Consider the following 15,177-nt stretch of genomic DNA (forward strand, 5'->3'; position numbering starts at 1 on the left):
AACGTGTGAAAAGGGAGCTATTTGGCTTCCTTTTTCTATGCCGAAAACCATGGGGAATGTTTCTTTCTCATGGTTTTTTATATTGAAAGGAGTACGGAAAATGACTATTTGTAGTGTAAATAATGTAACGAAATCTGTTGGTGGAAACATCATATTTGAAAATATATCGCTTGAAATAAAGAATGGTGAACGTGTTGGGTTAGTTGGTCGTAACGGTAGTGGGAAGACAACAATCTTTGGGCTTCTAACGGGAATGGAGAGTTTGGATGCAGGAGCCATCCATATGAAGAAAGGTACACGTATTGGTCATGTCGCACAAATTCCGAAGTTTGATGAGGTCATGACTGTATATGATGTATTGAGTTCCGCTTTTAAAGTAGAAAAGGAATTAGAAAAAGAAATGCATGCTCTAGAAAAAAATATGGCGGAGGAGCAGGAACAATCTTCTTTGCAAAAGCTAATGGAGAGGTACGGAATAATTCAAGAAAAATTTGCATTTCTCGGTGGTTATGAAATAGAGGCAAATATAATGAAGGTAGCAAATGGCTTACAAGTAACAGACTTATTTCCAAGAGTATTTACGGAATTAAGTGGAGGAGAACAGACGAAAGTAAGCCTTGCATATATGCTATTGCAGAAACCAGATTTACTTCTATTAGATGAACCAACAAATCATTTAGATTTGTTTGCAGTTGAATGGTTAGAGAAATTTTTAAAAGAATATAATGGAACAGTTATGGTTATTTCACACGATCGCTATTTCCTTGATGAAGTTGTAACGAAAATTTTTGATTTGGAAGATGGAGAGATTCACGTGTACCATACGAATTATTCCCAGTTCGTTGAGGAGAAGGAAGAAAGATTACTTCAAGAGTTTCAAGCTTATCAAGAGCAGCAAAAGAAAATAAAGAAAATGAAAGAAGCAATTAAGCGCCTACGTGAATGGGCAAATCAAGCGAATCCTCCGAATGAAGGATTGCATAAAAGAGCGAGGAATATGGAACGTGCGTTAGAGCGTATAGAGAAATTAAAGAGACCGATTTTAGAAAGAAAACAGATGGGTCTTCAGTTTGAAGGGCAAGAGAGAAGCGGAAAAGATGTTGTTGTAATGAAAGAAGTGAGTAAAGGTTTTGCTGGCCGATCTTTATTTGAACAAGCGAATTTACATGTTCGTTTTCAAGAGCGTGCTGCTATCGTTGGTCGTAATGGTACAGGAAAGACTACATTATTAAAACTACTATTAGAAGAAATAAATCCAGACGTTGGTGAAATTCGAATTGGTAGTAGTGTCAAAATTGGTTATTTATCACAACATGCATATGAAAATATGAAGAGTAATGTATTGGAAGCGTTTAGAGAGTATGTGGCTGTAACAGAAGGAGAAGCAAGACATATATTAGCTAAGTTTTTATTTTATGGTCCAGCGGTGTTTAAGAAAGTAACACAACTGAGCGGTGGAGAAAAAATGAGGTTAAGACTTGCGCAACTTATGTATCAAGACATCAATTTTCTAATTTTAGATGAGCCGACAAACCACCTTGATATTGAATCAAGGGAAGTTTTAGAGGAAGCCCTTGAGCAATATAATGGGACGATTTTAGCTGTTTCACACGATCGATATTTTTTAAATAAGTTATTTGAAAAGACGTACTGGATTGATAGATGCAAATTATTTGAGTTTGCAGGAAATTATGCATGGGCTCGTCAAAAGTGGGAGGAAAAGATTGAGAAGCAAGTAATAAAGCAGAAACGCCAAGGGAGAAAAAGTGTTGAAACGGTTCCTGTAAAAGAGAAAGAAGCTAGGAATCTTGAAGAGATTGAAAATGAGTTAATGCATGTAGAAGAAGATATATATGCAATAGAATGTGGAATGGAACATGTAGCTGATGTTGAAAAACTTGAAAAATTATATGAGGAAAAAACGAAGAAAGAGTTGTTACGAGCAGATTTATATAATGAATTAGAGAATATTGTGGAGTAATGAGTAGAAAGCCACTTCCTTTCAGTTTTGCTGGAGGAAGTGGCTTTCTTCATAATGATATTTTGCTTTAAAGGTTAAATGAAGCGATGTGTTTCACGTGAAACAGTAACTTAAATAAATCCGTGTTCCTCAATTTGCATAGCTTGTGAAACATATGAAAATAATAAGGTAAAAAATAAATGTCATTAGTGGTTTTTGGATAGGCGTAATTACAAAAACAAAGGCTAATTATTTCCCGAGAGATAAAGTGAGGGATTTTACGGGCACCCCGACCCAGACCTAACTTCTTTTGCTTTCGCTGAATTTTGAGGTGGGGGTCTTACTGCACGGCAAATAGCGGGATAAATATGTGTAACAGAGACTAGTGAATGGAAACGAAAAGAGAGCAAAGTTACAGCTTTACGCGCTGAACTCTGCTCTCTTTTTGCGTGGCATCTTCTCTCGTTGAAATTATAATAGCGATCCCGAGCATAATAAAAAAAGCTAAAAAGAGGACGAACTTTGGGAAGAACGGGAATAGTAATAGCGCTCCGACTATCATAATTGTTAATAATACGTAGTGCAGGACGTATTGGAATAGGTTGTCCATATTTTCGCCCCCTTTTTGGTAATTGGTTATTAGTATTCTATGTTTCATGCTGAAGGAATAGAAGTAGATTTTTAAGTTTTAATACGAATTATAGCTGAGTTTTCTTAAAGTATAAATGTAGAGTGAAAATTTTGGAAAAATTCTCAAAATATTTATTTAGAAAGAATTGACAAAACATAATGAACGATATAAGCTAATAACCATAAAGTCTACCGGAAAAGTCGGAATAAGATTGTTACCCCTCAAAAACATCTATTTTTTTCTGATTAAAACCGACTTTTCCGATTGGCTATAAATGTGCTGTGGGAGGCATACATAAGCTAATAAGTTCAAGGGTATAACTATTAAACAGTTAGGGTGGGGACAATGAAGAAAAAGACAAAAAAATGGGCTGGTGTATTTTCAGTATTACTGAGTAGTTCGCTTGTGTTATCTGCTTGTGGGGGACAGGAGGATACGGCTTCTACAGAGCCGGTTAAGCAGCAGGATTTAAAAAATGTGAAAATTGAAAAGATTGCCGCGACAGATAAAACGAAAGTGCCAGACAAAGCGAAGAATAGAAAAGATACGTTAGTAGTTGGTATTAGTAAGCCAGGCGGCGTATTTTTACCATACTTTCAACAAAATGGTTGGGATGGAAACGTAACTTCAGTTATTTTTGCATCTCTCGTATCAACCGATAAACAAGGGAAACCAATTCCAGAATTAGCTGAGAAGTGGGACGTTTCTTCTGATCAGTTAACATATACATTCCATTTACGTAAAAATTTGAAATTTAGTGATGGATCGCCATTAACGGCGGATGATGTAGCTTTCACATTGACGCTTTTACATGATAAGGCATATGAAGGTGAAGTAGATATCTCTCAATATGCCGTTAAAGGTGGTAAAGAATATAAAGAAGGAAAAGCAACTTCAATTGAAGGTATTCAAGTTGTTGATCCACAAACAATTAAAATTACAACTGAAAAAGTGAATTCACAAGCTATATTTGTTTTAGGAGGTACAGTACTATCAAAAGCTTATTATGGAAAAGATTATAAGCAAAATACAAGCTTAGATTACTTAAAAGATTTATATGGAAAGCCATTAGCTGCGGGTCCATATAAATTTGAAAAGTATATTCCAGGTCAAGAAGTTCGTTTTGTTGCTAACGAAAATTATTATGCGGGTAAACCAAAAATTCAAAACTTTATTTATAAAATTACTTCTGGTGATACGAAGCTTCAGTTATTCCAAACAGGAGAAGTTGACCATACTGGCTTAGGTACCGGTGATGAGGTTCTTGAACAGGCTAAGGCTTTAGAATTCGCAAATATCCAAATCGAAACAGCGCCGTCATTTAGTTATATTTATATGAATAATAATAAGCCTTACTTAAAGGATAAAAAGGTTCGCCAAGCACTTATTTACGGATTAGACCGCAAAAAATATGTTGATACAGCGTTAAAAGGATACGGTACAGTAGCCAATGTACCAATTCATCCAACTTCTTGGGCTTATACGGAAGAAGGAGTTAATAAATACGAATACGATAAAGAAAAAGCGAAAAAATTATTAGATGAAGCAGGGTGGAAAGTTGGTTCGGATGGAATTCGTGAAAAAGATGGTCAAAAATTAAAACTTTCTTATTTCGGTCCAAGTTCGGCTAAAGATAGTGATTTATTAATTCCGATTGCGAAAGAGAATTATAAAGAAATAGGTGTAGAGTTTAATCCTGAATTTATGGACTTTAATACGATGCTTTCTAAGGTAAACAAAGGAGATTATGATTTAGCTTCTGTTTCGACACCGATTACAAGTGACCCGAGTGAAACAGCTGGTGAATATTTGTCTACTGCAAATGAAACTAGTCTTGGTTATAAGAATGCAAAAGTAGATGAGCTAATTCAAAAAGGTATTGAAACTGTAGATATCGAAAAGCGTAAACCTATTTATAAAGAATTGTATAAAGAATTAAGTGATGATCCACCAGTAATTCTATTAAACTACCGTAGAACAATTACTGGTTATAACGGGAATATAAAAGGAATTGATCCTGAAAAGTACAACAGTATTAGTGCAAACTTACCAGTATTATCATTTGAAAAATAACGATAAGAATGTATAAGTAGAAGACATTTTTTCATTCGGTTAGTAATGTGCCGCTTTGAAAAAATGTTCTTCTATTTTAAGCATAAGATTGGAGAGAAAAAGGGTGAAAACATATATTGTTCGTAGGTTGTTACAAATGATTCCTACACTGCTTGGTACATCAATTATTATCTTCGTCCTGTTCGCACTTCTTCCTGGGGATTATATTGATTCAAACCCGAAAATTACACCGGAAAGAGCAGCTGAACTGAGGGAATTATATGGGTTGAACAAACCAATTGTTGAGCGTTATTTTCATTGGTTAGGTAATGCATTGCAAGGGGACTTTGGCTTCTCGCTTCAATATCAAGAGCCTGTAACGTCATTATTAAATAAATTTATTTGGAATTCTTTTAGTGTAGCAATTATTGCATTGTTTTTTATTTGGCTAATTGCACTTATTATCGGTGTATTCTCGGCGACGAAGCAACATTCTTTATTCGATAAACTTGTAACAATCGGTGTTTTTGCAGCAATGTCATTTCCTTCATTCTTTATCGGCTTGTTTTTAATTAAGGTGTTTGCGGTTGACTTTAAGTTATTACCGATAGGTGGAATGATTGATGTTGGCAGTAATTCAACAGGATTTGCTTACGTGATAGAAGTTGCAAAACATATGATTTTACCAGTATTTATTTTAACACTTCTTGGGGTCGGCTCGCATGCCCATCAACTTAAGAATTTGCACTACCCCCAAGTGTCAAAAAACGTTATTCTTTCTAAAAAGCTAGCTAGAAAGGATGACATTTTTTATGAATCTTTCAATTCAAGATGAATTACAACTATTTTCTGAAGAGCTGTATCGTCATTTAACCCCTTCTCTTTTGGAAGAACTCGCTAAAGAATTAGGTTTTGTAAAAAGAAAACGAAAGTTTTCAGGAAATGAATTAGCTACCATATGTATCTGGGTCAGTCAACGTACAGCGAGTGATTCTCTCGTTCGACTATGCAGTCAATTACACGCCGCCACAGGCACTCTTATGAGTCCAGAAGGACTCAATAAACGCTTTGATAAAAAAGCGGTTGAATTTTTGAAATATATTTTTTCTGCATTATGGAAAAGTAAACTTTGTAAAACATCAGCCATTTCAAGTGCAGCACTCACGTATTTTCAACGAATCCGTATTTTAGATGCGACGATTTTCCAAGTACCGAAACATTTAGCACATGTATATCCTGGGTCAGGTGGTTGTGCACAAACTGCAGGTATCAAGATTCAATTAGAATATGACTTACACAGCGGACAGTTTTTAAACTTCCAGGTAGGTCCTGGAAAAAATAATGATAAAACATTTGGAACAGATTGCTTAGATACCTTACGGCCGGGTGATCTGTGTATTCGTGATTTAGGATATTTTTCATTGGAAGACTTAGATCAAATGGATCAACGTGGCGTGTGCTATATATCAAGACTTAAGTTAAACCATACCGTCTATACGAAAAATCCATTTCCAGAATACTTTCGAAATGGGACAATCAAAAAACAGTCACAGTATATCCAAGTTGATTTAGAGAACATTATGCACACGTTAAAACCAGGACAAACGTATGAAATAAAAGAGTCGTATATTGGCAAGAATCAAAGATTATTTACAAGAGTAATTATCTACCGATTAACAGAGGAACAAATACTGGAACGTAGAAAAAAACAAAGCTATACCGAAAGTAAAAAGGGGATTACATTTTCAGAAAAGAGTAAACGATTAACGGGTATCAACATATATGTTACGAATACGCCTTGGGAAGTGGTTCCGATGGAACAAATCCATGATTTTTACTCCCTCCGCTGGCAGATCGGCGTGTCCAGATAAGGACACATTATCTAGTTGGTGAAAGTCCAATCGGGAGAATAGACTCCACTCCCGTAGCCTGAGAGGCGCCATGAAGTGAAAGCGACATGGCGAAGCCCTCTGACATCACATGCAAAAGGCATGTGGGCAAATCTCCAGGTTGTAACGTACAGTGAACGTAGATGTAGCCTCGTTACACGCAATTCCGGTGGCTGAGACGGTCGATAACGTGCGAAAGCAACAAGAACTGACCGAAACGAGTCTGGAACGGCAGTTCTCACCGGCGGGGTATCAGCGGCGACATGGAGAGAAAGATAATGTGGAAACTGGAGAAGCCCTCGACACCCGATGAAGAAATCTCATCGAGGAGACCGTCTCTATAACCGCGATCGGGAAGTGAGAACGGTAGGTGTCAGGGTGGCGGAACGGATCGTAGTACCAGAGATCTGCGTGCAGCAAAACACGCGGGGAGGAAAGGATCCGAACCTGTAAACATTTCGTATGACTAAAGGAGGCAAGGGTGCTATGACAAAAACACCCATCACTTTGCAGGAACTAAGGCAACGAATCTATCGAAAGGCGAAGTCTGAACCTACGCACCGGTTTTGGGGGATATTTACCCACATTACCAAAATTACAACCCTTCACGAAGCATATCAACAGGCGAGGAAAAACAATGGTGCCCCAGGCATTGATGGAAAAAGTTTTGCTGATATAGAACTAGAAGGAGTTATCCCATTCTTAACGGGTATTCAAGAAGAATTACAAGCTGGAATATACCAACCACAAGCCAATCGAAAAGTAGAAATCCCAAAGACAAACGGCAAAATGCGAACTCTGCAAATTCCGTGTATACGAGATCGTGTAGTACAAGGAGCGCTAAAACTCATATTAGAAGCAATTTTTGAAGCTGATTTCTGTCCAAACTCGTATGGGTTTCGGCCGAAACGCTCTCCACATCAGGCATTGGCAGAAGTACGACGCAGTATATTGCGCCGTATGACCATAATAATTGATGTTGATTTGTCACGCTACTTTGATACAATCCGACACAACATATTATTGGAGAAAATCGCGAAACGTGTCCAAGACCCACAGGTTATGCATCTTGTAAAACAGGTAATTAAGGCAACAGGAAAGATCGGTGTCCCGCAAGGGGGACCATTTTCTCCACTAGCCGCGAACATTTACCTCAATGAAGTGGATTGGACATTTGATACCATTCGACGTAAAACAGCTGATGGCAATTACGAAGCTGTAAACTATCACCGTTTTGCCGACGATATAGTTATCGCTGTAAGCGGACACTCCAGTAAAAGTGGATGGGCTGAACTGGCATTACGACGACTGTGGGAACAGTTAAAGCCTTTGGGAGTTGAACTGAATCTGGAGAAGACTCAGATGGTCAATGTCCTAAAAGGAGAATCCTTCGGATTTTTAGGATTTGACCTGAGACGAATACCGAACCGAAATAAGAATGGATTCTTCGTTTTCATGATCCCGAAGAAGAAAGCTCGCACGACAGTGAAAGCAAAAATTCGCGAACTCATTCAAAACGCAGGAGCGAAGCCAGCACAAGACTTAATAAAACAAATCAATGCCGTACTGACTGGATGGGTGAACTACTTCCGGGTTGGGAACTCTAGTCAAGCTTTCAGTGAAGTACGTGATTATACGGAGATGAAAATTCGCACACTGTTAACGAGAAGGAAACGACGACGAAAGCGTAGCATCGGATGGCAGAGATGGAGTAACGAATATCTCTATGGTGTACTGGGGCTTTACTGGGACTGGAAAGTCCTTCCCCTGAAAAGTGCAGAGAGTTTCCGATGAAAGTGTCTGCCATTTGATAGGTCTCATAACCCTTTTGATGAAGTTTATGGGGTGAGCTGCTTGAGGGAAAACCTCACGAGCAGTTCTTATGGGGAGAGGCTGGAAACGGATCACAACTGATACCGCGCCAGTCTTTTACCCGACAAATCATATTTAAAACGTGGAAATCTCTATTTCAAATTCATCATTGGCAAACTATCAAACAAGAGCGATTAGAATGCCATGTGTATGGAAAACTCATTGCCATTTTTATATGTTCTTCCACGATGTTTAAGATGCGCCAACTTCTGTTGCAAAAGCACAAAAGAGAACTAAGCGAATATAAAGCAATTGGGATGATTCAAGATCATCTATCCCTGTTATATCAAGCGATACAGAGAAACACCCGTATAATAACAAAGGTTTTAATCCGCCTGTTTACCCTACTAAAGAAAAATGGCCGGAAATCCCATCGATATGAGAAGAAAACTATCTTTGATATTATGGGTGTTGTCTATGAGTATAATGGATTGAGAAAACAAAAGAAAGCTGCATAAGAAAAAAATGAAACCCGTTAGGGTTTATTTCGTATGCTCATTTTTAAGAGGATTATACTGTTTAAAAGTTTGTTCATTTCAATTAATGGAAAACCGTAGAGTTTCTATCCTTAAGTTGATGGGCATGGGGTCGGCTCGCTAACTCGGTATTTTAGAACAAGTATGTTAGAGGTTGTAAGACAAGATTACATACGAACAGCAAGAGCGAAAGGTTTGAAGGAGAAGACGGTTATTTATAAGCATGCATTAAAAAATGCAATATTACCAGCAATTACGTTATTAGCATTTGAATTACCGGGATTGTTTTCTGGGGCAATTATTATTGAACAAATTTTTAACTGGCCAGGGATTGGTAATATTCAATTAGAAGCATTAAATTTCCGTGACTATACAGTATTGATGGCATTTACGATGTTTCTTTCTTGTTTAACAATCGTTTCAAACTTTTTAGCAGATATCGTATATGCAGTTGTTGATCCAAGAATTCGGTTGAAGTAAGGGGGGAAAGAAATGGAGACTGTTACAGTAATTACAGAAAAAAAAGAAAAAAAGAGCAGAAGCGAATCATCACCATGGCGACAAGCTTTTAAAAAGATAAAGAAAAATAAGATGGCACTTGTAGGGTTTTATGCATTAATTTTTATGTTTTTATTTTGTTTTATCGGTCCGTTCTTTTCTCCATATGCATCAGGGAAAATACAAGTTGCGCTCATTAACAAACCACCTAGTGTTTCTCATTGGCTTGGTACAGATCAATTAGGAAGAGATATTTTAACAAGGCTTATGCAAGCGGGACGTATTTCATTAACCATTGGTTTAGCTTCAATGGTTTTATCGGTTATACTTGGAGCTTTATTAGGAGCGATTGCAGGTTTTTATCGTGGTATTGTGGACAATATTATTATGCGGCTTGCAGATATTTTAATGTCAATGCCAGGATTACCGCTACTTATTATAATGGGTGCGATTTTATCAGAGTGGAAAGTACCGTCTGATTATCGTTTGTATGTCATTATGATTATTTTAAGCCTAGTAGGTTGGCCAGGGCTTGCACGCCTTGTAAGAGGGCAAATTTTATCACTTAGGGAGCAAGCATTTATGCAAGCTGCGGATGTGTTAGGAATAAAAGATTACCGGAAAATTATATATCACTTAATACCTAATGTTTTACCCATTTTAATTGTTGTATCCACATTAGGTGTTGCAGGTTCTATTTTGGGAGAATCCGCACTAAGTTACTTAGGTCTTGGAGTCGTTCCACCTACACCATCATGGGGGAACATGATTAGCGCAGCTAACTCATTAATCGATTTCCAAAAGCGTCCATGGTTATGGATTCCGCCCGGTTTTGCAATCTTTATAACAGTTGTATCAATTAATTTACTTGGTGATGCACTTCGTGATGCGTTAGATCCAAAGATGAGACGGTAGGTGAGAAGATATGAGTAAAGCGGTAGTAGAGCTGAAAGACTTACAAACACATTTTCAAACTGACGAGGGGACAGTAAAGGCTGTGAACCATGTTAGCTTTGCGGTTCGAGAAGGGGAAACAGTTTGTGTAGTAGGAGAATCAGGTTGTGGAAAGAGTGTAACAGCTTTATCTATTATGGGGCTTATTGCTGAATCTGGTAGTGTAGTGGGTGGAGACATTTTATATGAAGGAAAAAGTCTTTTAGGAATGAAAGAGAAAGAACTTCGTAGTTTACGAGGCAATGATATTGCAATGATTTTCCAAGAACCAATGACATCGCTAAACCCCGTCTTCACTGTAGGGGAGCAAATTGTAGAAACGTTAAGAGAGCATGAATTACTTAGTAAAAATGAAGCATATAAGAAGGCAATTGAGTTAATTCGTAAAGTTGGCATAGCCCGCGCTGATGAAATCGTCCATTCTTATCCGCATGAACTGAGCGGTGGGATGTTACAACGTATTATGATTGCTGTTGCGCTTAGTTGTAATCCTAAGTTATTAATTGCAGATGAACCAACAACAGCTCTTGATGTTACCATTCAGGCTCAAATATTGGATCTACTAAGACAAGTGAAAGAAGAATTTAAAACGTCGATTTTATTAATTACACATGACTTAGGTGTCGTAGCGGAAATGGCTGATTATGTTGTCGTTATGTATGGCGGGAAAGTTATTGAAGAAGCCCCAGTACTAGAGATATTCCAAAATCCAAAACATCCTTATACGAAAGGATTATTGAAATCAAAACCAGTAATGGGAAAACGAATAGATAAACTATATTCTATTCCAGGGCAAGTTCCGAATTTAGTTGGTTTAGGTGAGTTTTGTTACTTTAGTGGGCGTTGTGAGCATTGTATGGAAATATGTGAAAAAGAAGCCCCAAATCTAAATGTAAATGATGAAAATCATAAAGTAGCTTGTTGGTTATATGAGGAGCGTGCGGAACAATGAGTGAACCATTATTAGAGGTGAAAAACCTAAAGGCATATTTTCCAATTAAGGGTGGCGTATTTAGTAGAACAATTGGGCATGTAAAAGCAGTTGATGGAGTAAGTTTTACTATTAATAAAGGTGAAGTGTTTGGTCTCGTTGGTGAATCAGGGAGCGGGAAAACAACAATAGGAAAAACAATTTTACGCCTCGTTCAAAAAACGGAGGGAGAAGTGAAGTTTAAAGGAAAAGATGTTCATTCTTTATCCAAGGATGAATTAAGAAAACATCGCCCTAATATGCAACTCGTTTTCCAAGATCCATTTAGCTCATTAAATCCGAGAATGAGAATTGGAGAAGCGCTTGGAGAGCCAATGTTGGCCCACGGATTAGCAACGAAAGAAAATGTGCGTGAAAAGGTAATTGAAGTATTGGAGTTATGTGGATTAGCTCCTTATCATATTGACCGGTATCCCCATGAGTTTTCTGGTGGACAACGTCAGCGTATCGTAATCGCAAGAGCTATGGTATTAAATCCAGAATTCATTGTAGCTGATGAACCTGTAGCGGCACTAGATGTATCTATCCAAGCACAAATTATTAATTTATTTAGTGAGTTACAGGAGAAAAGGGGATTATCTTATTTATTCATTTCGCATGATTTAAGTGTAGTAGAACATTTATGTACGAAAATCGGAATTATGTATTTAGGTACGATTGTGGAGACAGCACCGCGTGATGAGTTATTTACCAATCCGCTACATCCTTATACGAAAGCATTGTTATCAGCTGTTCCAATACCAGATCCAACAGTGAAGCGAGAACGAATTATACTAGAAGGGGATATTCCAAGTCCAGCAAATCCACCTTCGGGCTGTCGTTTTCATACACGTTGCCCATTTGCAACGGATGTTTGTAAAAAAACAGTACCAGAATTCCGTAATGTTGGTGTAGAGCATTTTGTTGCTTGTCATCACGTATAAAAAAGGACTCTTTCAAATTAATCTGTACCCTTTGTAAAGGACATTTTGAAAAAAGTTAGGCAACATCAAGAAGATGGTTTCTGTATCCAACAGGAGTCATCTTTTTTAAATTCCATTGATATCTATAATGATTATAATACGTCATATATTTCTTAATCTCTTGTTTCAATTCATTAAAGGACACGCAAGGTTTTATATGAGCTTCATCTTTCAGATGACCAAAAAATGATTCTTGTGGGGCGTTATCCCAACAGTTTCCTCTTCTTGACATGGATTGTCCTAGGTTTAGCTTTTTAACTAGCTTTTGATAGGTAGGGCTTGTGTAGTGGGATCCTTGATCTGAATGAATATAAGCACCTTCAGTCAATCGAATCCGCGGATTCCTTTTTAGTTTATGGAGAGTTGTCGTTACGAGCTCTAATGTCATCTGTTCTGAAACATGGTAAGCTAAAATTTCATTAGTTGAGCCGTCTAAAATTGTAGATAAATAGGCCCTTTGATTCTTACCGTAAACTAAATAGGTGATATCTGTAAGAAGTGTTTTCCCTGGGGTATTTTGTTTAAATTCCCGATTTAATTGATTTGGTACTATTCGATGTTCTTTTGTAGCTTTAAGCATTCTTTTATAAGGATTCGCTTTGCGAACCGGACAGATAATCTCGTATTTCTTCATAATTCTACGGATACGCTTTAAATTGTAGACAACTTGAAACTGACCCGCCAATGTCATCTTTATCTGACGAGCCCCTTTGTTTCTATTTCTAAATCGAAGTGCTTTTAATATGGTTTCCTTCAAGATTTCATCTCGATCACTCTTTTGTTTCCGTTGTTCTTGAGATGAAACTGAAAAGTAATTATAGTATCCCGAACGGGATACACCAGCTACTTTACACAAATGACTGACCATATTCCTTAAGTTGTATTTCATGATGACAGAACGAATCAAGATGAATTTCTGACTAGGTGGTAGTGTTATTTCCTTCTCATCCTCCCTTCCATAAGTTTGATTTTTTTTAGCAATTCGTTTTCCGCCTTTAGTAAGTTTCGTTCGGCTTCTAAACGGGCATACTTTTCTTCTAACGTAAGCTCTCTCTCAAGAGTTCTTCCAGCGTTTTCGATACGTGTATCCCTTAAACCCAATACACCATTTTTTCTATAAGCAGCACGCCATCTACTTCCCGATGACATAACTCGTTTCATTCCAATCATATCTATATCAAAACCACATTCTTCAAAAATATTTCGAGGTAGCTTTCCTTTTTCATTTTCCTCAATAAAAATATGCTTAAATTCCTCTGTATAAGTGATACCTTTCTGACTTACAGATTTTACGTATAGGTTATTTGATAGAATTTGAATTTCTCTTTCTGTAAATAGTTTTTTTGTCATTTTCAACATTCTCCGATCCCAATTTTCCTTTTATTATACAAGAAATACCCTATAGAATAGACTTTTTTCAAGTGTCTATTCTATAGGGTACATTTTAAATTGAAAGAGTCCTTTTTTTATTTACTAGATGAAGTTTGTTTCAATACAAATTGCTCGATTGCATGAGCAACACCATGTTCATTGTTTGTTAGTGTTACAACATCACATAGCTTTTTTACATCTTCTTCAGCGTTGCCCATTGCAACAGATAAACCCGCTACTTCTAACATCGGTACATCATTAAAATTATCACCAATAGCAACTGTATCTTCAATAGGGATATTAAAATGAGCTGCCATCTGCTGTATCCCGTTTCCTTTATGTCCATTCTTATCCATAATTTCTAAGTTAGTAGGAGCCGATGCTGTAACCATAATATCAGCATCCTCTTGTAATATACTTAATAGCTGTGCGCGATGCGCTGCATTAAACGTTAAAATGAAGAATTTAGATATTTCTAGTTCTTGGTTATTTACAACATCTTCTATTTTTTTGAAATCAGTAATTAGGTTCGATTTCTTTTGCTTTTCTGTAATTCGTTCAAGTTCCTCTAATGTAACATCAAGCGCATGCTTATTTTCTTCGAATGCTTGCATCACTTGATCTTGCCATGTATATGGAGAATAAACTCCTTTATTTGTATATAGCTTATATGGGAAACCTTCAGATTCTAGTAATTTTGCAAGTTTGTACACTTTGTCGTTTTGTATACAACGCGAGTTAATTACTTTTCCATCCACATAAACAATAGCCCCATTGCTTGCTCCGACTGGAAGAGATAATTTATATTCTTCCAATAGCTTTAAAGCATCCTCTTTCGCACGACCAGAACAGATCATTACAATATGACCGGCTTCTTGTGCAGTTTGGATTGCTTGTAGGTTTTCTTTGGAGATTTCAAGATTAGATGATAGTAGTGTACCATCCATATCTAATGCGATTAATTTCAAAATGACCACCTCTTTGTTTTTATTATACATAGTTATATAGAGGAAACATATAAACTTATCTTGGAAAGACGGTATTTTATCTCATATTAAAAGTAAGTAAAGATTAGATAGGTTTAGTGGCACTAAATAAACAATTTGTAACAAAAATAGAGAGGAATATGACTACATTTCACTTTATGACTGTAATGTTACACGAATGTTACAAACGTGAACTTAGTGAAAAACGCATTAAATAAAGGTTTTTGAGGGTTATCATAAAAAAACGTAAAAAAAGTGTAATAAATTTTACGTAATTATATTGCAACGTAATAATAGTTATGTTACATTAATGTTACAAACGTTACGTTATCAAATTTAATGTAACGTTAACATAAAAACTATGAAATAAACATTTCTTAGAAATTACATATAGATAACTTATAAAAAGGGAGGATAAATGATATGAAAGAGCAAGTATTACAAGTAACAAAAGGTGACTTCGTAGGATCAGCAAGTGGAGCAGTAGTATTAACAGCGTTAATCGTATTTCTATCAAGCGTATTAGTATAATAGA

10 protein-coding genes and 4 pseudogenes are annotated in these 15,177 nt (G+C 36.7%); 11 read left to right on the plus strand and 3 right to left on the minus strand.

Annotation, left to right across the window (positions count from 1 at the left end):
* The first annotated feature begins 49 nt into the window (after window positions 1–49).
* The gene (abc-f, locus tag ACXKY9_RS01190) at window positions 50–1,981 is read left to right on the plus strand and encodes a ribosomal protection-like ABC-F family protein (protein WP_003282948.1); all 1,932 of its coding nucleotides are present in this window, start codon (window positions 50–52) and stop codon (window positions 1,979–1,981) included.
* A 391-nt stretch (window positions 1,982–2,372) separates the two neighbouring features.
* Here abc-f and ACXKY9_RS01195 read toward each other — a convergent pair whose 3' ends face one another.
* Complete coding sequence (locus ACXKY9_RS01195) at window positions 2,373–2,570, minus strand: hypothetical protein (protein ID WP_000369254.1); 198 nt, start codon at window positions 2,568–2,570, stop codon at window positions 2,373–2,375.
* A gap of 366 nt (window positions 2,571–2,936) precedes the next feature.
* On the opposite strand from ACXKY9_RS01195, the gene ACXKY9_RS01200 reads away from it, so the two are divergent.
* The 9 genes and pseudogenes from ACXKY9_RS01200 to ACXKY9_RS01240 all read left to right on the plus strand — a co-directional run bounded on the left by ACXKY9_RS01200 (window position 2,937) and on the right by ACXKY9_RS01240 (window position 12,246).
* On the plus strand, window positions 2,937–4,664 hold the full coding sequence (locus ACXKY9_RS01200) for an ABC transporter substrate-binding protein (RefSeq protein ID WP_000730688.1): 1,728 nt from the start codon (window positions 2,937–2,939) through the stop codon (window positions 4,662–4,664).
* 103 nt (window positions 4,665–4,767) lie between these two features.
* Window positions 4,768–5,364, plus strand: a pseudogene (locus ACXKY9_RS01205) (ABC transporter permease); the annotation flags it as partial.
* 91 nt (window positions 5,365–5,455) lie between these two features.
* Window positions 5,456–6,505, plus strand: a pseudogene (locus ACXKY9_RS01210) (IS4-like element IS231C family transposase); the annotation flags it as partial.
* 513 nt (window positions 6,506–7,018) lie between these two features.
* A complete protein-coding gene (ltrA, locus tag ACXKY9_RS01215) occupies window positions 7,019–8,326 on the plus strand; it encodes a group II intron reverse transcriptase/maturase (protein ID WP_000169371.1) in 1,308 nt (435 codons plus the stop codon).
* 143 nt (window positions 8,327–8,469) lie between these two features.
* A pseudogene (locus tag ACXKY9_RS01220) lies at window positions 8,470–8,862 on the plus strand (IS4 family transposase); the annotation flags it as partial.
* A 126-nt stretch (window positions 8,863–8,988) separates the two neighbouring features.
* Window positions 8,989–9,360: pseudogene (locus ACXKY9_RS01225) on the plus strand (ABC transporter permease); the annotation flags it as partial.
* Between the two features lie 12 nt (window positions 9,361–9,372).
* Complete coding sequence (gene opp4C, locus ACXKY9_RS01230; RefSeq protein ID WP_000451080.1) at window positions 9,373–10,293, plus strand: oligopeptide ABC transporter permease; 921 nt, start codon at window positions 9,373–9,375, stop codon at window positions 10,291–10,293.
* A gap of 10 nt (window positions 10,294–10,303) precedes the next feature.
* Window positions 10,304–11,284 (plus strand): ABC transporter ATP-binding protein, encoded by a 981-nt coding sequence (locus ACXKY9_RS01235; RefSeq protein ID WP_000030767.1) that lies wholly within the window; start codon window positions 10,304–10,306, stop codon window positions 11,282–11,284.
* Window positions 11,281–12,246 (plus strand): ABC transporter ATP-binding protein, encoded by a 966-nt coding sequence (locus ACXKY9_RS01240; protein WP_001294486.1) that lies wholly within the window; start codon window positions 11,281–11,283, stop codon window positions 12,244–12,246. Before ACXKY9_RS01235 ends, ACXKY9_RS01240 begins: the two co-directional genes overlap by 4 nt.
* 55 nt (window positions 12,247–12,301) lie before the next feature.
* Here ACXKY9_RS01240 and ACXKY9_RS01245 read toward each other — a convergent pair.
* Together ACXKY9_RS01245 and ACXKY9_RS01250 are read right to left on the minus strand one after the other, a co-directional pair.
* Window positions 12,302–13,644 (minus strand): IS3 family transposase gene (locus ACXKY9_RS01245; RefSeq protein WP_087942833.1). Its coding sequence is split into 2 segments (ribosomal slippage): window positions 12,302–13,263 and window positions 13,263–13,644, totalling 1,344 coding nucleotides; the frame shifts between segments, so codons are not numbered across the junction.
* Between the two features lie 107 nt (window positions 13,645–13,751).
* Window positions 13,752–14,624 (minus strand): Cof-type HAD-IIB family hydrolase, encoded by an 873-nt coding sequence (locus ACXKY9_RS01250; protein ID WP_000766421.1) that lies wholly within the window; start codon window positions 14,622–14,624, stop codon window positions 13,752–13,754.
* A gap of 441 nt (window positions 14,625–15,065) precedes the next feature.
* On the opposite strand from ACXKY9_RS01250, the gene ACXKY9_RS01255 reads away from it, so the two are divergent.
* The gene (locus tag ACXKY9_RS01255; RefSeq protein WP_000664237.1) at window positions 15,066–15,173 is read left to right on the plus strand and encodes a DUF3948 family protein; all 108 of its coding nucleotides are present in this window, start codon (window positions 15,066–15,068) and stop codon (window positions 15,171–15,173) included.
* Window positions 15,174–15,177: the final 4 nt, after the last annotated feature.

The sequence above is a fragment of the Bacillus sp. 2175 genome (genome assembly GCF_057812155.1).